We start from the raw sequence: 22,783 nt of genomic DNA on the forward strand, positions 1-22,783 counted from the left end.
CTATTTATATCCTTAAACTATTTCAAACTCTTATACCAATAGAAAAATGCTTCCGGATTGGTCTTTTTTAACTTGTTCAATTTGTTGTACGTCTGGTCTTCAATCAGCCAATCCTTAATCTCCAATGGATTTTTAAACCGTTCTATTTCCTGATTTTCTTTATTCAGTAATGAAGTCAGATAGGCAACTTTAGATGAAGCTGTTATGGCTTCTTCGATTGAAAAACGGTCAATAATGAAATTCGTGAAGTTCTTAATACCCAACTGCAAGTGTTTGAACTCATCAGACTTCATATCTCTTTCTGCTAAGGTATAACAAGCATTCCAAGTGTCTTTCAATACCTCGCCAGCATCAATACTTAACTTTCGATAGCCGATTTCCTCCTGTACCACTCTCGAATAACTTTCTTTTACTACGTTAAGGTCTGATATTTGGTCAAACAAAAAACCAATATCATATAACTGTTTAATGATTTCGACAGGACGATTTTTTGAGTATAATATGCCTGTGGTTTTTGGAGCAAATGCAGTAAGCTTATCTCCTAAAATAGCCTCAAACGTTGGCAGTACAACCGTAGTATCTTTGCCCGATGTTGCCAACCAACTGTGATTTATCAGATATTTTTTTGTTTCAGGGTATGGATTGGGAGTGTATAATAAATCTAATAGTATCGGTTCTTCATGACCATCTACCACACTTTTGTAAAACATCTTGAAATGTCCAATGGGTGCGTCAGGCGTATGTTTTCGGTCGTTATCATCTTCCCAACGGATAAACATTTCCAATTGGCTTATCTTCGCTAAAATCTCCTTGATTTTATCCTCTGATTCTTCTGTAATGATGTCAATATCTATCGAAAACCTCTTAGGCGTTTCCGTTGCTAAAAGCAGAGCCGTTCCGCCTTTAAACACAAAATTTAGATTATTCAATTGCAATTGCTCCAAAAGTGTTAAAGCATATATTACTTTTTCAATAAGTTTTGGGTCAATGCGTTTCCCCAACTTATTTCGTAAGTCGGTGATCCATTCAATAATATATGACTTTGTGTCTATCATAATTTATATATCATTGGCATAAATAAATTTATTTTGCCAAACTTATATTTATCAGTTCGTCAATTTCTTCCTCTCTGTTTCTTCGGACAGCGTACCTACGCATCTTTAACTCATTTAAAGTATATTTCTCCATTACACTCCGCATAATAAATTCCTTTTCATTTTGCTGTGCTGAAAAAAGTGATGTGTCAATCAACATATCCACCAATAACTTTTCCAATGCAGGAATAATAATTTTGTCTTTTTCTATCAAAGGAGGTTCTGAAACCATATTCTTCACAATAAGGACTTCATCTTGGTTGTGAATGTAGCGGTCAAATATTTCCTCATCAGGATTAAAGAAAACGCTTTTAATAGTGTCCGTTAAAAACGTGAATACAGATTCGGAAGCATCTTTTTCAACTTCCACGACGGTATAATGCTTAAAAGGTTGATGACGCATAAAATCATTCAACCACACGGTATCCCAAACACAAAAACTGATATAGGGAAATTCCCGCTTGACCTTATTGAATATTCTTTTTAGCGTGGTTGAAATATTGGGCTGAAAAGGCTTTTGTCCATCAACTTCATAAATCCCTCTGGAGGGAGCATTTATAACCCCTTCTTTTTTCAGCTTGGACAGATACATATTAATGGTGTTGTCAGACCAAGTAGGGAAATCCTTTTTTATTGATTCCACAAGCTTCTGCTTGGAAAGTCTTTCACTTTCCTTAAAATAGCGACCGATATGTTTTTCTAACGTTTCTGCCAAAACAGTTTTTTATGGTAAATGTAACACTAATTTATATAAGTTCGGCATAAAAAATATATTTTATCAAAGTTATATTTTAATTAAGTTTTGTTTTTCAAGGTTTTAAGTCTGGATTTTGCTGTAAATTAACGTCTAAAATAAGATGTTATGAAAAAGGGTAAAACGCCAGAACAGAACCTTGAGGATATAAACAAGTTTTATGAACAGATGGAGAAAGAAAAAGAAGACCGTCTGATAGACCTTATTGTGGAGATAATTGTGGATGCAACGCTAAGGGAATATTATGGGCAGATTGATGCCAGAGATAACCCGACATCTGGTAAAGAAAGAGATGAATAATTCTTAAAATTCACTCCAAAAGAAAAACAGAAAAAAAAGAAAGCCATTCTGCCAACGGATATAAGATAACGAAGCACTATAAGTCCCGAAGGGTGGCGAAGCCATTATGCGTGCTTCGTTATCTTTGCTTCCCTTTTTGTTTGTTTTTGACACCTCTATAAATCTTTGTCCATATATTCTTCCAAAGAAGATTTCAGTTGGTCTAAAAATGCGGTTCGGGAACCTGCACGATATTTCATTCGATGGAAAGAATTGTGTAAATCCCCTAAGGTAATCTGAAACAGTTTTTCCAACACCAAACTGATTTTTCGAATTCCTATTTTACCGTAGGAAAGGGAGCCATTCGCATACAGCGCATAAATCAGTTCTATCAGGGCGTTTTTGGTATCCGTCCAACGGATACCATCAGATGAAATATCCCTTGCAGAAAGAGAGCCTGCCATTTCATCATCGTTGATTTTTTGGAGTATGTAGGTGTAGAGTAACTCGTTGGCTATTATCCGAGCCACCTTGTAATCATAGTAGGTTGAAAACAACGGGTCAATTTCAAAGACAAAACTGTTCAGACCATCGTGAAAATTGATGTTACCTAACCTAAAGTAGGTTTCATCACGGTCGGTTCTTCCTGAACGATAATATCTGTGAAAATCTGAATTGTAGATATGCCCCCTGTATTCCTCTTTTAATTCCCGTAATTGTTCTGAAAAATAACTTGCGTGCATTTTCCCTCCGTCAACAGGGCAAGCTGTCTGCATACGAAATATCTTATTGTGGTAAATGAGTTTGGAGAGGATGTATGGCTTAATGTTGCGAAAGAAATTGATTTCCTCCCAATGATTTTTAAAGCCTTGCTTTGTAATATCCTCTTTTATCGACCCCAAGAATTCTTGCAGGTATATTGTCATTTGGTAAGCTTCATCAATTATATTAGGTGCAGACAGCGAAATTGCATTTTCTTTTCGCTGTATCTCCGAGATAATATGATTTAATGAAGATGCCATTCCGATTAGTTTTTTTATTGCTTATTAAACAGAAATATCTAAAGGTCATTCATCGGAATAACCTTTAGATTTCTTTAGTTTATATGATTTGTACAGAATATATTTCTTACTTTCCCTGCTCCACACGTTTTAGTGCTTCGTTGTCTTTGGTTTCAAAATTGAATTGCTGAAAATCTTTGTCTGTCGGTATTTCTAATTCAAAACTTTTCAGTTCGGCAATTTCGATTTTCAAATCTTTTCCCGTAAAATCCAAAACGTGTCCGCCCTGTGTTTTGTCGGTTGAAAGGAAGTGAAAATGAAAGCCTTTGCTATTGATGCCGTTCAGGTATTCTGGAAGATGATAACCGATTAACGTGCCTTGCGTGTTTGAAAACTCAAAGAACTTTTGCGTATCGAAAATTGAAGTGATAAGAGGGAACGGTTCATTCTTTACAGGTGGAAATGCCCTTGTTTTTATATGGTCGAATTGTCCTGTTATTTTAATGGCATACATCGTATTCTTATTATTCAGTGCCTTGCCTATCTGCTCCCAAAGGGCTTTTTCGCCAATTGTGTTTTCAACATTGATAACCGTGTCGGCTTTAAAGAATGTTACGAACGACATTGAGGTTTTAAAATCGGTTTCAGGTTCAACGGTTTCGCCTTTGGCTTTGGTCTGATATACTTTTCCGTCAAGCATCGTCAATTCACCATCTAACATATCGGGTGCTCCCAAACCGAAATCGCCTCTTAGCTTCAAATCTTTAACAGGTAAAGTTCCCTTGTACAGACCGCCCACAAAAGCATCCGCCACACCGTATTGATATAATTTGTTGTATTTCTCTTTATTTACCATTTCCAGTTCTTTTTTATCCGTGATGATTACTTTATTTTTCAGCATTTGGGGCATATATATTTTTTGTGAGGAATGGTCATAATAAATATCTGCAACGCTTTCTTCAGTCAGTAGCATTTCGGGTTGTTGGTTTACCAAATCGTAAATCCAAAGTTTACCATAGCCTTTGGTCGGAAACGTTACCCAATCCGAAATCAGCAAATGATTGTCGTCTAACCATTCCACGCCGTCAAAAAATCCGTTGGCAATGTTGGGGAGCTTCTGAAAATCTCCATTGCCTGTTTTGATATAGACCGCTCCCTCGCCCAGAGTTTCCCCATTGGTACAAACGGCAAGCTGATTGGTGTTCCTATTGAACGAAATGCCGTTTATTGTCGGGATATTTCCGATTATTTCAAACGACTTTGTTCGGGTATTTACTTTGTAGATATTCCCCGAATAAGTATCTGTAACACCTATAAAGCCATTTTCCAAACGGCAAATATCATTCAGTACGGTAGCCTGCGGAATGGCAAGTTCAAAAACGGTTGTTCGGCTGTTTATGTCAAATCCTACGATGCGTTCAAGGTCTGCCACGTACAAAATACTGTTTTCAACAGCCATACCTTTGGGAGCGTGCAAAACACCTTTGGTCGGCGCAAATTTCAGTTCTATCAGTTTGCCGTCTGCGGAAATTTCACTGATAAATCCATCACCATCCCGACTGCTGAAATCCTGCCCTTGATTGGAAACAAAAAAGCGTTTGCCGTCCGATGTAACACTTTCGGGTGTTGCAAAGCCGTTGATGACCTGTTGCGAAAAACTGTTTAAACCAATGCAGATAAGGACTGCGGTTGATATGCTTCTTATTTTCATAGTTCCCGTTGCTTTAAAATTTGATGACTACTTTTCCGAAAGCATTGCCCGATTTCAGCTTTAGAAATGCTTCCTGCGTTTGGTCTATGGTGTAAACGCTGTCTATAATAGGTTTAAGATTGTTCTTTTCAATGGCATTAACCAAATCGCCCAATTCCTGTGCATTGCCTACGGAATAACCCTGCAAGCGGATATAGTTCATAATGAGCGGAAACACGTCAAAAGATAGTCTGCTACCGGACATAAAACCGACCAAACCCACAAAACCGTGTTCTTTTACGGATAGGATGCTTTGCTCAATGGTTTCCTGTCCTGCCACATCCAGCGTTATATCTACGCCTATGCCGTTGTTCAGCCGTTTTGCTTCATTGCTCCATTCGGGAAAGTCTCTATAATTGATAACTTCGTCTGCACCCAAGTCTTTCAGTTTTTGCTCTTTCTCCCTGCTACCTGTGGTTGCAATTACTTTCAGACCCGAAATCTTTGCGATTTGCAGGGCGGACAAAGAAACGCCACCGCTTCCCTGTACCAAAATCGTCTGTCCTGCCTTGATGCCTGCCTGCATAAGCATTGCCCAAGCTGTCAGACCTGCAACCGAAAGTGATGTGGCTTCTTCATCGGTAAGGTTTTGAGGGGAACGGACAAGCGTATTTTCCGGCTGTAGGGTAAACTCCGCCAAAGTTCCCGAAGTTTGCAGACCTGTCCTTAGCGCATTGTGATAAGGCGTTGTCTTTCCTGCTTCCCAACTCCTGATGAACGGTATCAATACACGGTCGCCTTTTTTCCACCGTGTTACGTTTTTTCCTACCTTTTCTATTATACCAACTCCCTCTGAAACAGGAATGAACGGAAGCGGGATATTTAACCCTGCCGTATTTTCTACTGCAATAAGGTCAAGGTATTGCAATGAAACGGCTGTGGTTCTTACCAATACTTGGTTTTCTCCAACTTCGGGCGTTGGCACTTCGGCTAATTTCAGATTTTCTATACCGTAGTTCTCTAATTGTATTGCTTGCATAATCTTTGGAATGGAATTTGAAATTAATAACGTTGTCCTCCGATAGTCAATCCGCCGTCTACCAAAATACTTTCTCCTGTAACAAAGGATGCTGACGGACTACTCAACCAGACCACCAATTCGGCAACTTCTTCAGGGTTTCCAAAACGACCCATTGGAGCGTGCTTTTTTGTTGGTTCTTTTAGTCTATCAGCTTCTTCTTTAGGAAAAGGATAAAAACGGTCAAACATAGGGGTTTGAATATAGCCAGGCTGAATGCTGTTTACCCTTATTCCGGCTTCTGCAGCTTCAACAGCCAAAACACGAACCAATCCGTCCACAGCGGCTTTACTTGCTGAATACACTCCTGAACCTCCAAAAGCCCCTCTTGAAAGCCAAGATGAAGTGTTTACGATTGTACCGCCTGTGCCTTGTTTTTTGAATTGTTCAATTTCGTATTTGCAAGATAGCCAAGTACCTTTCAGATTAATACCAACAACAGTATCAAATTCGTCTTCATTTGTTTCGTCAATCGGTGCAAAATGCCCCTCAATACCAGCATTATTAAAAGCAATATCAAGTCTGCCAAAAATGCGAATAGTTTCTGCGATAAGATGTTTCACTTCCTCGCTTTTGGAAACATCGGTTTTTACAAAATGAATATCAGAACTTATTTTTTGCAATTCTGCAAGAGCTTCTTTGCCAATCTCTGACCTCCTGCCTCCTATGACAACTTTTGTCCCTCTTTGTAAAAATAGCTTTGCAGATGCCAACCCAATCCCAGTAGTACCACCAGTGATTAGAGCAACTTTTCCTTTTAAATTTTCCTGAACCATAATTCTTAATTTTTATTACGGTACAAAGTTCGCTCCGATGCTTTTTAAAAAGTTATGCAAATCAAACAAATGGTTATGAGATAAGTATAGACAATCAGAACTCTTGCACTGTTATAAAGAATTTAAAAAATCCAAATAAGGAGATACACTTTTCTCAATCCATTCCTCTGTGCTGTTCAGCTCAATTCCATAATAGGCAAAGAACGGTTTGTAATCGGCTTTTACATACTCAAAAGTCAGTTCAAAAGGTCGGGTCAGTTCAGCCATAGTATATTTGTATTTCCCCGTTGTGTTATACTCGTGGTCATCTATTCCAACAGACATCGCCAAAGCGATTTTCTTGCCCGAAACCTTATAACCGCTCTTACTTCCATACGCCCACCCATAGGTAAGCACATCATCCAGCCATTTCTTTAAGAATGGCGGGCAATTGAACCAATAAAAAGGAAACTGAAATACAATTTTATCGTATTGCTCTATCAGTTTTTGTTCTGCCAATACATCAATTTGATCATCGGGATAAACCTTGTGCAATTGATGAACATCATATTTATCGGGATGCTTGCTTAATTCTTCAATCCACCTCTTATTAATTACCGAACGCTCTATATCGGGGTGAACAATGATTATCAATGTTTTCATATTGTAATGATTTTCAACTATCTGTTTTTTTAATAAAAGTCGGATGTATCCATATTTGCATACACCACATTTTTATACAATGTACCCAAATCATTATGATTGGGGCGGAAATACTCCTGTGTAAAGACCAATCCAATGATATTTTCTTTGGGATCTGCCCAGTAGTGTGTACTGAAAGCTCCACTCCAAGAAAAAGTACCGATACTTGGGGATTTAGAAAATTTGTTTTCTTCAGTAACCAATTCAAAACCTAATCCGAAACGGAAATCGGGGTCGCCTTTTAAAATTACTTGATTTGAAAGTTGGTTGGTAGTCATCAGTTCAACGGTTTTTGCACCTAAAATCCGTTTTCCATTGTAAGTGCCTTTGTTCAACAGCATCTGTAAGAATTTTGCATAGTCGGCAGTCGTAGAAGACAAACCTGCTCCACCAGACAAGTATATTCCGTCTTCCAGTGGATAATCAGGGCTACTATTTTCATAAATCGTATGATTAACTTTTGCAAAATCTTTATCCGTTTTCTCCGAGACGGAAACCAAACGGTCAGCCTTATCCTGTGGGATTTTAAACTGTGTATCGGTCATCTGTAACGGTTCAAATATGTAAGTTTGGAAAAATTTGTCTAATGGAACTCCGCTGACAACTTCTACCAAATACCCTAAAACGTCTGTATTCAGACCGTAAGTGAAAGCTGTATTAGGGTGGTGTCGCAATGGCTGTTTGGCAAGCAATTCCATTTTTTCTTTCAACGTACCTTTGCTTCCAATACCCGTTACCGCTCCTGCCTTGGCGTATATTGCCTGCATTCTTGTATCATCGGAAATTAGCGGATAATCAATACCCGAAGTATGGCGTAACAAATCTCTAATAGTAACTTCCCTTTGTGCAGGAACAGTTGTATAACTGCTGTCGGCAGGATTAAATTTGTCAAGCACCTGCGGATTTTTGAATTGAGGAATATATTTTGAAATCGGGTCGTCCAACAGGATTTTTCCTTTTTCGTAAAGCATCATAACCGCTATGCTCGTTATCGCTTTGGTCTGAGAAGCAATGCGAAAAATGTTATCGGTTTTTAAAGGTTGTTTTGTGCTAACATCGGCATAGCCAAAGGCTTTGTTATAAATCACTTCGCCGTCTTTGAGCAATAATACATTCACTCCCGAAACTTCTTTTGCGTTTACCAATCGGGCAGATAAATCATCAATACTCTTTTCAAGTTTAGTATTTTGTGCGAGGCTGTTTAACGCTATTACGCAAGCTATAGTTGATAAGATTTGTTTTAACATTTTTTATTTGATTTTAAAATTACACCACAAAATTACATAGGCTACATTCGATTTCGTGCCTTTGCAACCTATTGTATGGTACTAACAAAAATGTAAGTATTGATTTGGATGTTTCCTGGTGTATGTTTTAATTTGTTTATTTCATTTCCTCGTTCAATCGGTAGCTGTCTTCCATAAAATGGTATTTTACGATTTTACCGTTGCGGATTTTAAAAATATTGACAAATTGAGCATTAAATACTTTATTGTATTTTAGAATAACCGATGATAATTGACCGACTGCTACTGCATTTTCGCCATTTATGGCGATATACTCCACATCAAATTTTAAGGATTTGATGTTTTGATATAAAACTTTGAAATAATCCTCAACTTCTTTTTTGGTTTGTCGTTTTCCAGTCCACGGAAACTTTTCTTTATTTCCTGGCAAATCAAAATCTACCATATCGGCAAACAAATCTGCTAAACTTCCCTGTTTTTTACCCGATTGAATTTCGTAAAATTCATCAACAACTTTTTTGGTTTCGGCTTCAATTGTTTTATGCTCTATTTCTATTAAATTTTTGTTTTCACTTTTCAACAAATCCACAACTTCTTTATCCTGTCCTGCGTGGTCTGGGTCAACGTAGCAATACATTCTTTTAATACGGTTTCCCTCAAATTCAAAGACCGTGCAAAATTTTCCAAATGAAATCTCATTGTCGGGAAAAACCGCTCCTGTGTGGATTGCACCTATCTCTACGCCCTCCACTACAATAGTGTTATCGGTTACGATAAAGTTGAATTTGTCCAACTCAAAAGTCAAGTTATTGAACAGATTTCGCACCTGTTGTCCGAATTTCTTAACTCCCAATTTTCCCTCCACAAAACCAAATTTCGGATAGAAAATTTTCACATCTTCCGTAAAAAGGTCAAAATAACTGTCGTCATTAAAATCTCCGCTATTGATTTTCTCGTAATAAGATTTTGCAACCCGAAGTTGCTCGTTTTGCTCTGAATTATTTGTCATAATTTTTTCTTTATTGTTGCTTATTTTTTGTGCAAAGACTTCTCCGCTTGTCATCAAGATCGCAAAAGCTAAAATCGTTCTTGCTTGTTTTCTCATATTGTTTTTGTATTTAATTTATTTTAAACCAATCGTTCCAAAATAGAACAAAAAAAATTTTTACCGTTTTATTTGTTCCGTCAAAAAGTCCACCATTTCCAATACTTCCTGCTTATTTTGGTTCAAAATATAATGGCTCCAATAACTACTGAACGAAGCGAGAATATATCGGGCAATCACTAAGGCAGAAGTTTGGCTTTTAATATCTCCGTCTTTTTTTGCTTGTGTAATCAGGTTTTCCAAAATGGATTGCAAGGCATTTCCGCTTTTTTGGAGGAGGTTTTTCACTTCCTTGTCCGCAGGAGCAACCTCAAAAATGGTGTTCACAATCAGACACGCCTTGTCATCTGCCAAAGTCTGATTAACTACATCTCGGATAACGTATTCCAATGCTTCAATGGCTTTTCCCTTTACTTTTGAGGCTTCCAAATATTGCCTTTCTTTGAAAGAAGCGTAATTGGATAGGCATTTCAGAAACAAATCGTGTTTGTTGCCGTAAGTATCGTAAATACTACTTCTGTTCAAATTCATCGTAGCGACTATATCGTGCATAGAAGTAGCATTGTATCCCTTTTTCCAAAAAAGGTTACGCACAGTTTCTAATTTTTCGTTATAGTCAAACTCTTTATTTCTCGGCATATCGGATGCAAAGATATAATATTAAACCGAATGTTCCAAAATAGATTTATGTTTTCTGCATATTATCTGTATTGAAATTTTACAGTGTTAATCCACATACGCAACTGTCGATTTTGTATCTTTGCAACAAATTGTATAGTACTAACAAAAATGTAAGTATGAGTAAAGTAAAAGAGAGTTCTGTCAACTATGAGAACAGGCAACAGTTAGGTTCAGAATGTTCTCAAATTTATGCTACGAACCTTATTGGCGGACAATGGACATTGGCTATCTGTTGCCTTTTGGCAAAGGGAAAACTACGTTTTGGTGAACTGAAAAAACGTATCCCTAATATAACCGAACGTATGCTAACGTTACAGCTCCGAAAAATGGAAGAAAATAAATTGATAACCCGAACAGTTTATGCGGAAGTTCCGCCACGTGTGGAATACGAACTAACCAAAAGTGCAATTCAACTTATACCGATATTGGAACAGTTGGAAGTATGGGGAGAGAAACATAAGAAGATGATTTAAAGTTTGCTGCATTACAGGAACTTTATCCAAGTTCTTGTAATGCTTCAATCAGTCTTTTTGTGTGGTCTTTTGCCCTGTTCTTTACTTCTTCCTCTGTATAACCTGCAACCAAAGAAGTTCCGTGAAAATAAATCGGGTCGATATAATTCATCTGTGTATGGTAAGCGGTCTGTTCCAAATGTTTGCAAAATTCATATACTCTGAAATGCTGAAAGCCCAATGTTTTATAACTGCTTTCCGATGAACCCACGGTAAAACTCGGTACAAAATTTTTGTCTTTCAACTTGTCGCCTTTCGAGCCGTAAGCAAACTGATGTAAAAACACTTCGTCAAACCAATGTTTCAAAATGGCAGGCATACTATACCAATAAAAGGGATATTGGAAAACGATTGTCTGATGTCGCAATAACGCTTCCTGTTCAGCTTCCACATCGATTTTATAATCGGGATAGAGGTCGTGAATGTTTCGGATTTCCAATTCCAAATCACTTTTTTGTAGTTCTTCAATAATCGTTTTGTTAGCAAAAGACTTATCGAAATTCGGGTGTGCTAAAATAACTAATACCATACTATAATAATTTTAGTTGCAAAACTAATTTTAGTAAATTACATTTGCAATAACTATCGAAATGGATAGACTGAAAAAAAAATAGTAAAATGAAAACAGAATGTATAGGCGATTTCGTGAAATTGAATGGTAAAACTTATCCTTGCACGGTAAGCCTGACAATGGATTTAGTAGGTGGTAAATGGAAAGCTGTAATCCTTTATCATTTAAAAGATGAAGCAAAGAGATATAACGAACTTCGAAAAGAAATACCGTCTGTTACCGAAATGACTTTAAGTTTACAGTTGAAACAATTAGAAAAAGATGGTCTTGTTTTAAGAAAAGTTCACGGCAAAAAACCGCCTGTAAAAGTCATTTACAGTTTAACCGATTTCGGCAAAAGTATTGTTCCTGTTTTGGAAGCAATCACAAAATGGGGTAATAAAGCTGTCATCGAAAAGGGCGAATTTATATCTGCCGGACAGACTGTATAACAAAGTCCATTATTTTAAGCAATGCCAGTTCCGATTTCTTTCCTGAATTGCAGGGGAGTAATATCGGTTTGCTTCCTGAAGAAAATGATAAAGTTGGAAGAATGCTCAAATCCCAAACTATAAGCTATTTCGGCTATATCCCAATTACTGAACTGCAACAATGCTTTCGCTTCTTTAATCATTCTTTCGGCAATCCATTCCGTTGTGGTTTTGCCCGTGCTTTCTTTCAAAGCCCTGTTTAATGTATTGGTATGAACGTTGAGCTGTCCGGCAAACTCGTTTGCTGTTTTAAGTTGCAGCGTTTGGCTTGGGGCATCAATGGGAAATTGTCGCTCCAACAATTCTAAAAACAATGTGGTGATACGCTCCGAAGCATTGACGGGCTGATAAAAAGTTTCGGGCGGTTGCATCTTCATAGCTTCGTGCATAATGATTTGCACATAGCTTCTCAATAAGTCGTACTTATTGGCGTATTCCGAGCGTATTTCACGCATCATATTTTCAAAAACACTTTCCAAAAGTTTTAAACTTTCTTTACCGGGGAAAAATATGTGATTGCCCCCAACTTTGAACAATGCCGATTGCGAAAGATTTTCATTTTTCAGGGTCGGACTTACAAAGTCTTCTGTAAAAAGACAGAAATAACCAGCTTGGTCTTCCGAGTTCGGTTCCCACGAATAAGGGATTAGGGGATTAAGAAAAGTAATGGAAGGTCTGTCAATCTTTATGGCTTTGTCGGCATAACTCAAAACACCTGTTCCTTTTGTAGTCATTGAGATTTTATAAAAATCCCTACGGTTAGGCGGTAATGAGGTGCTGTCACACGCAAATTCCTCTCTACGGTATATATTGAATTGTCCCGTTTTTGGATATTCCTGTCCGTGATTGGTGTAAAACTCTTTTATTGTTTCCTTACGTTTCATATTGCAAAGTTATGAAATTCAAACAACCGTTTTCACAATCTCCTCCCTTTCTGCTTCTTTTTCTTAATCCGATTGGCAAACTGGTCTTCTTCATAATTCTCTCCCTGTGCATCAGGCAACAGGCTGAACAATCCCAAATCGGAACTATGCGAATGTTCCTGTGAGATAAACTCAAAAAGGTCTTTTGGTTGGTTGTCTATTGTATTCGGTTTAGAAACAGGGCTGTGCTGTGTTTTCAGTTCGGGTTTGTTACCGTTGTTCCACCAATCGTTAAATACATTTGCCGACAGGTTTCTATCCAAAGCTGAACCATTCCAAACGCTACGGCTCTCGTGGTCAATAAAGGTCATACCGTAAATTCGTCCTTCAATATTACATCTTATAACCGTATTGATGCCTTGCTCGGTCAATTGCTTTCTAAAATCCGTTTCATTGCTTGTAGTATGTATGGCAAGCTCCACCGCATTTTTGAGAACAGACCTTACAGGCGTGGTTTTCATTTTCTCTTTGGACTGTTCAAAGTGTTTTTGCAGTTGTGCAATTCCTGCATCTTTCCCGAATAGCGATGCTTTGAACGGATTGCTTGCCTTGTTTCCGTTCTTGTCCAATGCCACATACACCAATCCGTTTACGGTCTGACCGTTCCGCTCGCCTTTGACTTCTTCTGCTGTGATGTTGAACAGCGACAATAAAGCATTATAGCTTCCCATAGTCGGAAAGCTGTAATACTTTGGCAAGTGTCGCACTACCGAAGCAATCTGACTTTTGATGTCGCCTTTGTGGTAATCCACAGGTTTGAAAACTTTGTCGGCTTGTTTCTGTTCTTGTTCAGTTGCCTTTTTCATATTATATTTCTGTTCCAAATCCCGACAGATTGCCATTGAGCGTGGATGGTCGTAATCATCGGGTATTTTCTTTCCGTCAATACCTACACAAGTAGAAACAATGTGTATATGCGTTCGGTCAATATCCGTATGCTTGAAAACAATATAGGGCTGATTGCCGTAACCCATACGTTCCATATATAACTGTGCCATTTCGGTAAACTGTTCATCGCTGACTTTATCTGAAGGATCTGGATTCAGCGAAATATGCCGTACCGTCTTTTCCGTTTTGATGTTTGCCGACAGGTACGGCTCAAAACACTTATTAAAATAGGCTACAGAATACCTGCCGTCCACCGTGTCGGGTATCTTGTTCAGTAATAAAACCACTCCGTTTTCCTTGTCCATTTTCTGCTGATTGTACAAAATTGCTCCATACATATTGCTTCCTTTTCCGATTTTTGCAATCATATTTTTATTCTTTTTTCAGATAATTTGCTTCAAATTCCTGTGTCAAACGGATGACTTCCTTAGTGACTTTTACCAATTCTATGGTTTCTTTTTCCAATTTAAAAAGGTACGTTCCTGCTTTTTTCTCTGAAAAATTGCGATACAATATCTTCACAATCTGATTATAATTTGTTCCGATCGATCGAAACTGACTAAAAAATCGGGTCAGTTTTTCGTGATAATCTATTGCATCCATATCAATTTTTACTGTCTTTACCGTCTTCTGAAAGATACAAGCTGTAATAAAATGGGCGATTACTTTCATTTCTGATTGGTCAAAAAGTGCAAGAAACTTTGCATTATCTTCTGCATTTAGGTTAATGGAATACCGATTGACCGCAGGGTCGTTCTTTGGTTTCCTTCCTGTTTTTCTAATCTTTTTTCTGTTTTTCTCTTCCATAATAATCCATTTTTAATTTTTAATAAACGTGCGACTTCGGAGCCGTTTCCAGCCCCCTGCAAGGGCAAGTGCTTTTGAGGTGCCGAAATTCATTTCGAGGACCTCAAGAGATAACTTGCTCTGAACAAGGGTTCAGAAAAATCCGTTTTGCAAACGGATTGTAGTTAGCAGGGAAAACCCATAGCTTCCATTACAAATTTCGGTAAGACTATTTGAATAACAGCTATTTACAACAATGACAATGAACGCCAAATGATGCCACTGAATACCACCTTAAAGCAGATTGGGACTGCTTTTATTTCCTTTGTATATGGCTAGCTAGCTGATTGGTTATATCCTTAATGAAGTAACTAAACAGCATAAATCCCGACAGTAAATCTGCGTGATTGAATGCATACGAATTGCAGATTTTTGAGTTAATGAACTAACCAATTAAGGGTCTGCAGGTGCTTAGGTAGATAGGTAGTTACATAGATTCAACAGTATATACAGCTGATTGCTTAGTTAACCAAACAGCTAATTGGATATAATATTAAAAATGATAGATATGATACACGAAGAAAACAAAAATCAGCAACCCGAAAAAGAGGATTTCTCTATTGAAAATTTCATAACTGATGAAAATAAACAATCTTTCACGGAACAACAGGTAGTAGCACATCGGGAAGATTTTGTCAAACCCAAAGTAGATGAGGAAGCTATTATGCGTGTAATGGCAGGCGAAGAACCTTCGGAAACTGAAACGGAAAATACAAAAACACCTGAGAGTAATACAAGAAGGATGACTTACAAGCCAAAGAAGCTGACCAAAGTGGACTACTGCGGACGGTTCTTCAAAATTCCCACGACAACGGCAAGCAGGGGGAAATCAGTGTATGTACGGCAGGAACACCACGAGACATTTAACAGACTTACAAACATTATGGGCATCGACAAACTGACGATTTATGCGTATCTGGACAACATTATCGAATACCACTTTCAGGAGTTCGGGGAATTGATTAGGGAAATCTATAACGAGAAACACAAACCGTTGTTTTGATAACTATACGTGGTGGGAGGTACGTTTCTACCTCTTAAAATTATTTTCCAAAAGAAAAAAACAAAAAAAAAGAAAGCCATTTTAACAAGGGGGACAGGCGGAAAAACCAAAAGGAAACGGAATAAGTCCCGAAGGGTGGCAGGGCAACAGATTAACCAGGCGAAGCCACCATATTTGCCCTGCCATTATGCCGTAAGCTTTTGGTTGGGTGGTGCGGTGGCTGTCCGCCTTATCTTTGCTACCTTTTTTATTCTTTTTTTAATCAATTCCAATCAAAGAAAGGGTACAAAAAACACGTAAGGGCTAAGGATAGGGTGTTTTTGGTATGCTTTCCTTTATCCTTACAAAACTCTTTAAATGTGTGAGGGCTTTGCGAGGAAAATTTAAAGTGTTTTGAGGATTATTTTTTCATATTGTGCCAACATAAGCCAAATACTGCCACATAACGCCAAATGAAAACAATACATTCCCTCGTGTTCTATATTGGGGGAAAATTTTGAACCTATGGCGCAAAAAGTAACAACCGACAAAGAACGTAAAGAGAAAGAACAATCCGAGCAAAAAAAGCCCCCCCTTTTATGCAGGTCGATAAGAACAGCGACCCGATTTCCAATTTCATCGCCAACTTTAAACGCCAATTCAAAGACACAAAGGGTTTAGGTCTGGGCAGGCTGTTCGGGGGCAAGCGTGTTGAACCGCCAAAGCAGACTGCCGAACCTGAAAGCATCATAGGCGCTACCAAAACGGTTATGCGTTCGGATTATAAAAATGCCGAAAACAATCAGACCGTACACACCAATAAAAAGCCTGCTTTAAAAATGGACAATACAAACAAAATACAACAGGCTCGCCCTAAAAGTAAGAAACCAAAGTTAGGATTATAGCCTAGTATTTGGCAACTGTACGCCAAATACCGCCATCGGATGCAACATTAAAATGACCTATTTGAATAGCTTTTATTTTAGAGGTTTAAATGATGCAGATATGGAAATAACAGTTTTAGACATTCAGATTTTGAAAGCATTGCATAGGGAAGTTAAGGAAGTTTCCAATTTGATAGCGGAAATGACTACACCCTACAAAGCACTGCAACAGGCAACTAAATGGCTCGACCAACAGGAAGCGTGCCAATTGCTCAACATCAGCAAAAGAACGTTGCAGACGTATAGGGCAAAAGGCATTCTTGGAGCAACGCAAATTAATCGGAAAACGTATTTCAGATTATCCGAAGTGGAGTTACTTATGCAGGGAGAGCGACCATTAAAAAAGCAAAAGAAATGAAACAGATTGGAAATTCAAACGAAGATATGCTTGCCTTGCTCGAAGCTGTGGTAGGCATCAAAAATGAACTGTTGTATATCAGAGAATATTTCCACCCATTACTAAAGGGGGAAATCTACCTGTCAGGTGAACAGGTTTGCGAGATGTTACACATAAGCAAACGGACATTGCTACAGTACAGGGATGACGGACTGATACCTTTTATCAAGCTCGAACGGAAAATCCTTTTCCGTGAAAGCGATATTATCAAGGTATTGGAAGATAACTACCAGCGGTAGCTGATTGTGTGAAACTGTAACCGTATCTGTCAATTAAAGAAACAGCCCACTGCTTGAAGCGGTGGGCTGTGGGGTTTTACGATTGTACTCTTAATTGATGAAAATATAATCCCGCTTAATTTTCTTTGAATTGTCAAGTTGTAGAAAATTCATTCCTTTCAACGCAATGTTTCCATCGGGTGTTTTCATCTGCCAAGTTACTCTTAATGTGTCGTTATTTTCGGAATAGCTTGTTAGTTCAGTAATAAGTCTGTTTCCAACAACAAGCCTTTCATTTACTTGTGTGATGTTTCCATATATTTTTTCTAAACCGTGATGTTCGACAGCTTCATCTCCTGGCTCATTTGCATAAAATTTTGCGGAAGTAGAATAAACTTCTTCAATGAGTTGTCTTCTTTCGTCTGTATTTGTTGTACTCCAAGCGTCAATGTAGTTTTTTACAAATTGTTCTATTGCCATTTTTTAAGTTTTAATGTTTGACAAAGTTGAAAAATACTCGCTTAAATTTACTGACACATTTGTGCCAAAATTAGTTGGCTTGGGAAAGTTTTTTGCGAATTCTTGTTAGTGTTTGTCTTTCTACGCCAAGATAACTACAAAGTTGTGATATGCTTATTCGGTTAAATAGTTGCGGATATTGACTTATGAATTCAATATATCGTTGTTCTGCATTTTGAAAAAGAAAACCTTCTAATCTTTCTTGTTGTATTTTGAGTTTTACTTCAACAATTAATCGTCCGTATTTTTCAAACTTCGGAATTTCATTGTAGGCATTTTGCAAATGTTCAGAATGGAAATTTACGATTGTTGATGTTTCTAAACATTGAAAAGAAAGCGGACTTGGTTTATTGTCCATAAAAGAAGCGTAATGAAATGTATATTCATTTTCAGGAACGAAGTAAATGTTCTTTTCGTTTCCTAAATCATCTGTATGAAATGCACGAATAAGCCCTTTTACTAAAAATCCGCCTTGTTTCTGAATTTGTCCTGCTTTAACGTAGAAATCGTTTTTCTCAATTTTTGTTATGGTTAGTTTTCGGCTAAATCCTTCAAGTTCTTTTTCTGTTATTTCGGGGCAAACATTCTTTATATGTTTCAAATAGATTTCAATTTCTTCTATCATTTGGATTGGGTGTCAGAACAATTATATACTGCTTTTTCAAACCCTAAAATTACAAAAAAGCCAACGTAAAATAACATTGGCTTTCGATAATTAATTTATTGGCTTCAGAGCTGTGCCACAAAAGACCGTTCCAATCCTTTAAATTTGTGCGATACCTTTTGCATATCCTTACCGACTTTCTCGTTAAGTATTTTGGCATAAATCTGTGTGGTGGCAATATTTTTATGCCCTAACATTTTGCTCAAACTCTCCAACGGAACACCCTCGCTTAAAAACAACGTAGCAAACGTGTGACGTGCCAAATGAAAGGTTACTTTCTTTTCTTTTAGGCAGTCAATCAGTTGAGATATTCGCTTTAGGCTGTCATTACAAATCGTATTTGATGGTACAGGAAATACCTTTCCGTCTTTTGCGAATCCTGCATATTTCTCAATAATCATTTTCGGAATATCCAAGAGCATCACGTTTGATGATGTAGCCGTTTTCTTTCTCCGTACAATAATCCACTGGTTACCGTCAAAGAAATCTTGAAGATTGCTGTTTTTAAGCCCTTTCATATCTGAATAGGAAAGCCCTGTAAAGCAACTGAAAACAAACAAATCTTTAACCAATTCATCTTTCTTTTTCTCGCAGTTGAACGTTACGAGCTGTTCTAATTCGTTTCGTAAAAGATAGCCACGGTCTTTGTCTTTTTTGGTATTCTTGTATTCGCTGAATGGATTAAAAGCAAGATGCTTTCTGCTCATTGCCAATCGGCAAAGCGTGGTAAATCCAATCATATACAGCCAAATGGTGTTGTGGGTCAAACTTTGGTCGTCACGCAGGTAGTAATCAAAGTCCTGTACAAAATCAGGTGTAAGGTCGTTAAAGGACACATCGGAATAGCCGTATTTTGTAAGTGCAAAATTTCGAAGATGTTTCAAAAGTATTTTGTATTTACTGCGTGTGCCATTTACCCGAAGTCCACTATTAACCTTTTTCTCATAGTCCAATAGGAACTGTTCATAGAATTTGAAAAAGGTCAGTTCTCCGCTTTCCATCCCAAGAACGGCATTTTTAAGTTTAGCACTGTTTACAGCCCCCTCGTTCTTCAGGATTTTGGAATAGCATTCCTCAATACCCGAACGAATTTTGTCAAGTTTGCTGTTTGTGTCTTGGGCTTCTCGGCTTTTACCTAAAACCCTGCCGTACTTCAAATCCCAATTTGTTGCGGAAATATCCAGCTTTGTACTGAATGCAGACTGTTTGCCGTTTACGGTAATCCTGCACATAACCGTGACTTTTCCGTTTTTCTTTGGGGCGTTCTTTTTAAGGTAGAACAATACCTTAAATGTTGATTTTTTTGTCGTTTCCATACTCACAATTCTTAATGATAAAATTAAACCTATGTGAGCTACGGAACAATATGAAAAACTATGCAGAAAGCTGAAATACAGTATTTTAAACGATTGTTTCTAATGTTTAAAAGTAACGTTTTAGTAACCTTCCTTTTGCCAAACCTCGCTTTTTACTGCTTTTTAACTCATTACCAAAAAATCATAAAACGGCTGTAAAGTCTTTATTTACAACCGTTTTGCCTGTTATTAATCTTTGATGTATTTTTACTGAAACTTTATTTTAAAAAAATAAGAAACTTATTTTCACATCAACTATCTTTGTAATACATGAAAAAAAATCAGAAATCCGCAGCGATAGGTTTTATTTTTATTACCCTCCTTATTGATATTACAGGCTGGGGAATTGTAATTCCGGTGGTTCCTAAACTTATCCAGGAGCTTATTCACAATCCCGATCTCAGCGTTGCCTCTCAATATGGTGGCTGGCTGAGTTTTGTATATGCTGCGATGCAGTTTGTCTTCGCTTCCGTTTTAGGAGGTTTAAGTGATCGCTATGGCCGGCGACCGATTATTTTGTTTTCGCTTTTGGGATTTTCTATTAATTTCATGATTCAAGCGCTTGCGCCAACAATCTTTTGGCTTTTTGTAGGTAGAATTTTTTCAGGAATTACTGGCGCGAGTATTACTACCGCAAGTGCATACATTGCTGATATTTCTACGGATGAAGATCGCGCAAAGAACTTCGGGATGATCGGGGCTGCTTTCGGTTTAGGTTTTATCATCGGACCGGTCATCGGAGGAATTTTAGGGCAATATGGTCCGAGAGTTCCTTTCTATGCAGCTTCTGTATTGTGTTTGGTGAATTTTCTTTATGGCTTGTTTATCCTTCCAGAAAGTTTGGACAAAGCAAATCGCCGTCCGTTCAATTGGAAGCGCGCAAATCCCGTAGGATCTCTGCTTCAGTTGCGAAAGTATCCTCAGATTTTGGGGCTCATCGCATCTTTGATTTTCGTTTATATTGCAGGTCATGCGGTACAAACCAACTGGACTTTCTTCACCATGTACAAGTTCAATTGGACCGAGAAATTGGTCGGAATTTCGCTGGGTGTTTCGGGGTTTATGGCAGCTTTGGTTCAAGGGTATTTAATTCGATTTATTCAGCCCAAATTAGGCAATGAAAAAAGCATTTTCTACGGTCTGTCGCTTTATGCCGTTGGTATGATTCTTTTTGCTTTTGCAAGCGAAAGTTGGATGATGTTTGCTTTCCTCATTCCTTACGGATTGGGAGGAATTGCCGGCCCGGCTTTGCAATCGGTAATTTCCTCCGAGGTTCCGAAAAATGAGCAAGGAGAATTGCAAGGAGCTCTAGCGAGTTTGGTGAGCTTAACAGCGATTGTTGGACCACCGCTGATGACCAATATTTTTTATTATTTCACGCACGATGCTGCCCCATTCAAATTTCCGGGAGCACCTTTTTTTCTCGGCTTTATACTGATGGCCATCAGTGCGGTAATTGTTTATTTTACCTTTAGGAAAAAGCGACTTTAGTTTTTAAAGTTCAAAACGCGTTACGAATTTATTTTTATTTAAATTTTAAGGTAAGACAATTTTATTTCCCGAACTTTGCAGCAGTTTTATTATTCTAAATTACGTAGTATTTTTATGCATAAAGATTTCTTTAATTATCAAGCGCAAACCACTCCATTTGCGTCAGGTTTCGAAGTAGAAAAAGCCGAAGGAAGCTATATTTATGGCAAAAACGGAAAAAAATATCTCGATTTCGTTGCAGGAGTATCAGCCAATACTTTGGGACATTCCCACCCGAAAATTGTAGACGCCATAAAAACCCAAGCTGAAAAATATTTGCACGTAATGGTTTATGGCGAATATGCGCAGGAAATGCCTGTTGCGCTTTGTAAACTGCTTGCTGACGCAACTCCTGAACCTTTGGAGATGACCTATCTCGTTAATTCTGGTGCGGAAGCGATTGATGGAAGCTTGAAATTGGCCAAAAGATATACCGGAAGAGAAGAAATCATTTCCTTTAAAGACGCGTATCATGGCAATACCCACGGTGCTTTATCGGTTGCCGGCAATGAATATCACAAACGTGAATTTCGTCCGCTTTTGCCGATGGTGAGTTTTATTGAATTTAATAATGAAAAAGATTTAGAAAAGATCACTGAAAAAACCGCAGGCGTCATCCTGGAAACCATTCAAGGTGCTGCGGGTTTTCTGCTTCCTAAAGAAGATTATTTAAAAAAACTAAAAGCCCGATGCGAAGAAGTGGGCGCATTGCTCATTCTCGATGAAATTCAGCCTGGTTTCGGGCGCACAGGAAAACTTTTTGCCTTCGAACATTACGGTATTGTTCCCGATATTTTGGCGATGGGAAAAGGAATGGGCGGCGGCGTTCCCGTAGGTGCGTTTATGAGTTCCCGTGAAATCATGGAAAGCTTATCTCATTCCCCTAAACTCGGACATATCACAACTTTTGGTGGTAATCCGCTGATTGCTGCGTCGAGCTATGCTACTTTAAAAGAGGTTTTAGAAAGTGGTTTGATGAATGAAGTGCACGAAAAAGAAAAATTGTTCCGTGAACTTTTGGTTCATCCTAAAATTAAAAATATTAACGGTCGTGGATTGATGTTGGCCGTGAATTTGGGTTCGCCGGAATACACGATCGATGTTGCTAAAAGATGCATGGATAAAGGTTTAATTGTTTTTTGGCAGTTGTACCGAAATGAATATTTGAGGATTTCTCCACCGTTAACTTTGTCATTAGAAGAGATTAAGGAAGGTTGCAAGATCATCCTCGAAGTCCTCGATGAATATTAAGAGCCTGTTTAAATTTTATTCAATAAATTTTTTATGGCGGATAATTTTACCATATTTTCAGAATTTTCCATTAGTAATTCGTAATTCCTGCATAATCTCCTGTCGTTATCAAACCAGGAAAATGTCCGTTCAATAATCCATCTTTTAGAAAAGGGCTTAAAATCTGTTTTCTTTTCATCATTTCTCATCACCACATTGATTAGATAAGCAAACTTATTTTTCACCTGTTCTATGATTTCTCCTCTGTAACCTCCATCAGCAAGAATAATCTTCACAGGACTTAAGAAATATGCCAAAGTTCTCATGAGAAAATCAACAGCTTTACTG

The 22,783-nt window shown here is 37.9% G+C and carries 27 protein-coding genes; 9 read left to right on the forward strand and 18 right to left on the reverse strand.

Annotated features, from left to right (window positions below):
* Positions 1-17: 17 nt before the first annotated feature.
* Both AP75_RS10305 and AP75_RS10310 read right to left on the reverse strand, forming a co-directional pair.
* Positions 18-1,055 carry a nucleotidyl transferase AbiEii/AbiGii toxin family protein gene (locus tag AP75_RS10305; RefSeq protein WP_031502545.1) on the reverse strand — a complete coding sequence of 346 codons (1,038 nt, stop codon included), beginning with the start codon at positions 1,053-1,055 and terminating at the stop codon, positions 18-20.
* A gap of 28 nt (positions 1,056-1,083) precedes the next feature.
* Complete coding sequence (locus tag AP75_RS10310; RefSeq protein WP_088264567.1) at positions 1,084-1,809, reverse strand: DUF6577 family protein; 726 nt, start codon at positions 1,807-1,809, stop codon at positions 1,084-1,086.
* Between the two features lie 147 nt (positions 1,810-1,956).
* Between AP75_RS10310 and AP75_RS10315 the strand changes: the two genes are divergently transcribed.
* Positions 1,957-2,148 (forward strand): hypothetical protein, encoded by a 192-nt coding sequence (locus AP75_RS10315; protein ID WP_034979470.1) that lies wholly within the window; start codon positions 1,957-1,959, stop codon positions 2,146-2,148.
* 155 nt (positions 2,149-2,303) lie between these two features.
* On the opposite strand, the gene AP75_RS10320 is transcribed toward AP75_RS10315, so the two are convergent.
* From AP75_RS10320 to AP75_RS10355, 8 genes are all read right to left on the reverse strand, one after another.
* Positions 2,304-3,149 carry an RteC domain-containing protein gene (locus AP75_RS10320; protein WP_088264569.1) on the reverse strand — a complete coding sequence of 282 codons (846 nt, stop codon included), beginning with the start codon at positions 3,147-3,149 and terminating at the stop codon, positions 2,304-2,306.
* Positions 3,150-3,255: 106 nt separating this feature from the next.
* Positions 3,256-4,839 carry an acetolactate decarboxylase gene (gene budA / locus AP75_RS14695; RefSeq protein ID WP_232527513.1) on the reverse strand — a complete coding sequence of 528 codons (1,584 nt, stop codon included), beginning with the start codon at positions 4,837-4,839 and terminating at the stop codon, positions 3,256-3,258.
* 13 nt (positions 4,840-4,852) lie between these two features.
* Entirely contained in the window at positions 4,853-5,857 is a 1,005-nt protein-coding gene (locus AP75_RS10330) for a zinc-dependent alcohol dehydrogenase family protein (RefSeq protein ID WP_031503789.1), read from the reverse strand.
* A 23-nt stretch (positions 5,858-5,880) separates the two neighbouring features.
* A complete protein-coding gene (locus AP75_RS10335) occupies positions 5,881-6,672 on the reverse strand; it encodes an SDR family NAD(P)-dependent oxidoreductase (protein WP_031503793.1) in 792 nt (263 codons plus the stop codon).
* Positions 6,673-6,783: 111 nt separating this feature from the next.
* On the reverse strand, positions 6,784-7,314 hold the full coding sequence (locus tag AP75_RS10340; protein ID WP_031503795.1) for an NAD(P)H-dependent oxidoreductase: 531 nt from the start codon (positions 7,312-7,314) through the stop codon (positions 6,784-6,786).
* 29 nt (positions 7,315-7,343) lie between these two features.
* The gene (locus AP75_RS10345) at positions 7,344-8,600 is read right to left on the reverse strand and encodes a serine hydrolase domain-containing protein (RefSeq protein ID WP_034767462.1); all 1,257 of its coding nucleotides are present in this window, start codon (positions 8,598-8,600) and stop codon (positions 7,344-7,346) included.
* Positions 8,601-8,736: 136 nt separating this feature from the next.
* Positions 8,737-9,705 (reverse strand): nuclear transport factor 2 family protein, encoded by a 969-nt coding sequence (locus tag AP75_RS10350; protein ID WP_034979484.1) that lies wholly within the window; start codon positions 9,703-9,705, stop codon positions 8,737-8,739.
* Positions 9,706-9,765: 60 nt separating this feature from the next.
* Positions 9,766-10,344 (reverse strand): TetR/AcrR family transcriptional regulator, encoded by a 579-nt coding sequence (locus AP75_RS10355; protein ID WP_088264571.1) that lies wholly within the window; start codon positions 10,342-10,344, stop codon positions 9,766-9,768.
* Positions 10,345-10,502: 158 nt separating this feature from the next.
* Between AP75_RS10355 and AP75_RS10360 the strand changes: the two genes are divergently transcribed.
* Entirely contained in the window at positions 10,503-10,859 is a 357-nt protein-coding gene (locus AP75_RS10360; protein WP_088264573.1) for a winged helix-turn-helix transcriptional regulator, read from the forward strand.
* Positions 10,860-10,881: 22 nt separating this feature from the next.
* Here the strand turns inward: AP75_RS10360 and AP75_RS10365 are convergent, their stop codons facing one another.
* Positions 10,882-11,427, reverse strand: coding sequence for an NAD(P)H-dependent oxidoreductase (locus tag AP75_RS10365; RefSeq protein ID WP_031503799.1), 546 nt, complete (start codon positions 11,425-11,427; stop codon positions 10,882-10,884).
* Positions 11,428-11,516: 89 nt separating this feature from the next.
* Here AP75_RS10365 and AP75_RS10370 point away from each other — a divergent pair, with 89 nt between their 5' ends.
* The gene (locus AP75_RS10370) at positions 11,517-11,900 is read left to right on the forward strand and encodes a winged helix-turn-helix transcriptional regulator (RefSeq protein WP_031503801.1); all 384 of its coding nucleotides are present in this window, start codon (positions 11,517-11,519) and stop codon (positions 11,898-11,900) included.
* 14 nt (positions 11,901-11,914) lie between these two features.
* Here AP75_RS10370 and AP75_RS10375 read toward each other — a convergent pair whose 3' ends face one another.
* From AP75_RS10375 to mobA, 3 genes are read right to left on the reverse strand one after another with little or no spacing between them, the layout of a single operon-like run.
* Entirely contained in the window at positions 11,915-12,823 is a 909-nt protein-coding gene (locus AP75_RS10375) for an AraC family transcriptional regulator (RefSeq protein WP_088264575.1), read from the reverse strand.
* Positions 12,824-12,855: 32 nt separating this feature from the next.
* The gene (gene mobB, locus AP75_RS10380) at positions 12,856-14,118 is read right to left on the reverse strand and encodes a conjugal transfer protein MobB (RefSeq protein ID WP_088264577.1); all 1,263 of its coding nucleotides are present in this window, start codon (positions 14,116-14,118) and stop codon (positions 12,856-12,858) included.
* 4 nt (positions 14,119-14,122) lie between these two features.
* Positions 14,123-14,557, reverse strand: coding sequence for a conjugal transfer protein MobA (gene mobA, locus AP75_RS10385; protein WP_031503805.1), 435 nt, complete (start codon positions 14,555-14,557; stop codon positions 14,123-14,125).
* A 547-nt stretch (positions 14,558-15,104) separates the two neighbouring features.
* Here mobA and AP75_RS10390 point away from each other — a divergent pair.
* From AP75_RS10390 to AP75_RS10410, 4 genes are all read left to right on the forward strand, one after another.
* Positions 15,105-15,599, forward strand: coding sequence for a DUF3408 domain-containing protein (locus AP75_RS10390; protein ID WP_031504889.1), 495 nt, complete (start codon positions 15,105-15,107; stop codon positions 15,597-15,599).
* A gap of 578 nt (positions 15,600-16,177) precedes the next feature.
* On the forward strand, positions 16,178-16,483 hold the full coding sequence (locus AP75_RS10400; protein ID WP_232527514.1) for a hypothetical protein: 306 nt from the start codon (positions 16,178-16,180) through the stop codon (positions 16,481-16,483).
* Between the two features lie 100 nt (positions 16,484-16,583).
* Positions 16,584-16,880 carry a helix-turn-helix domain-containing protein gene (locus AP75_RS10405; RefSeq protein ID WP_031504736.1) on the forward strand — a complete coding sequence of 99 codons (297 nt, stop codon included), beginning with the start codon at positions 16,584-16,586 and terminating at the stop codon, positions 16,878-16,880.
* Positions 16,877-17,158 (forward strand): helix-turn-helix domain-containing protein, encoded by a 282-nt coding sequence (locus AP75_RS10410; RefSeq protein WP_088264579.1) that lies wholly within the window; start codon positions 16,877-16,879, stop codon positions 17,156-17,158. Before AP75_RS10405 ends, AP75_RS10410 begins: the two co-directional genes overlap by 4 nt.
* A 90-nt stretch (positions 17,159-17,248) precedes the next feature.
* Here the strand turns inward: AP75_RS10410 and AP75_RS10415 are convergent, their stop codons facing one another.
* From AP75_RS10415 to AP75_RS10425, 3 genes are all read right to left on the reverse strand, one after another.
* Complete coding sequence (locus AP75_RS10415; RefSeq protein ID WP_031502579.1) at positions 17,249-17,617, reverse strand: hypothetical protein; 369 nt, start codon at positions 17,615-17,617, stop codon at positions 17,249-17,251.
* Positions 17,618-17,687: 70 nt separating this feature from the next.
* Positions 17,688-18,281 (reverse strand): Crp/Fnr family transcriptional regulator, encoded by a 594-nt coding sequence (locus AP75_RS10420; protein ID WP_031502577.1) that lies wholly within the window; start codon positions 18,279-18,281, stop codon positions 17,688-17,690.
* A 104-nt stretch (positions 18,282-18,385) separates the two neighbouring features.
* Positions 18,386-19,636, reverse strand: a complete 1,251-nt coding sequence (locus tag AP75_RS10425) for a site-specific integrase (RefSeq protein ID WP_088264581.1) — start codon at positions 19,634-19,636, stop codon at positions 18,386-18,388.
* Between the two features lie 309 nt (positions 19,637-19,945).
* Between AP75_RS10425 and AP75_RS10430 the strand changes: the two genes are divergently transcribed.
* Positions 19,946-21,166 carry a TCR/Tet family MFS transporter gene (locus AP75_RS10430; protein WP_031502575.1) on the forward strand — a complete coding sequence of 407 codons (1,221 nt, stop codon included), beginning with the start codon at positions 19,946-19,948 and terminating at the stop codon, positions 21,164-21,166.
* Between the two features lie 114 nt (positions 21,167-21,280).
* A complete protein-coding gene (locus tag AP75_RS10435) occupies positions 21,281-22,456 on the forward strand; it encodes an aspartate aminotransferase family protein (RefSeq protein WP_031502573.1) in 1,176 nt (391 codons plus the stop codon).
* A gap of 8 nt (positions 22,457-22,464) precedes the next feature.
* Here AP75_RS10435 and AP75_RS10440 read toward each other — a convergent pair.
* A partial coding sequence (locus AP75_RS10440; RefSeq protein ID WP_088264589.1) for a transposase occupies positions 22,465-22,783 on the reverse strand: 319 nt, incomplete at its 5' end.

It is taken from the genome of Kaistella haifensis DSM 19056 (assembly GCF_000735695.2).
GTDB classification, from domain to species: Bacteria; Bacteroidota; Bacteroidia; order Flavobacteriales; family Weeksellaceae; genus Kaistella; species Kaistella haifensis.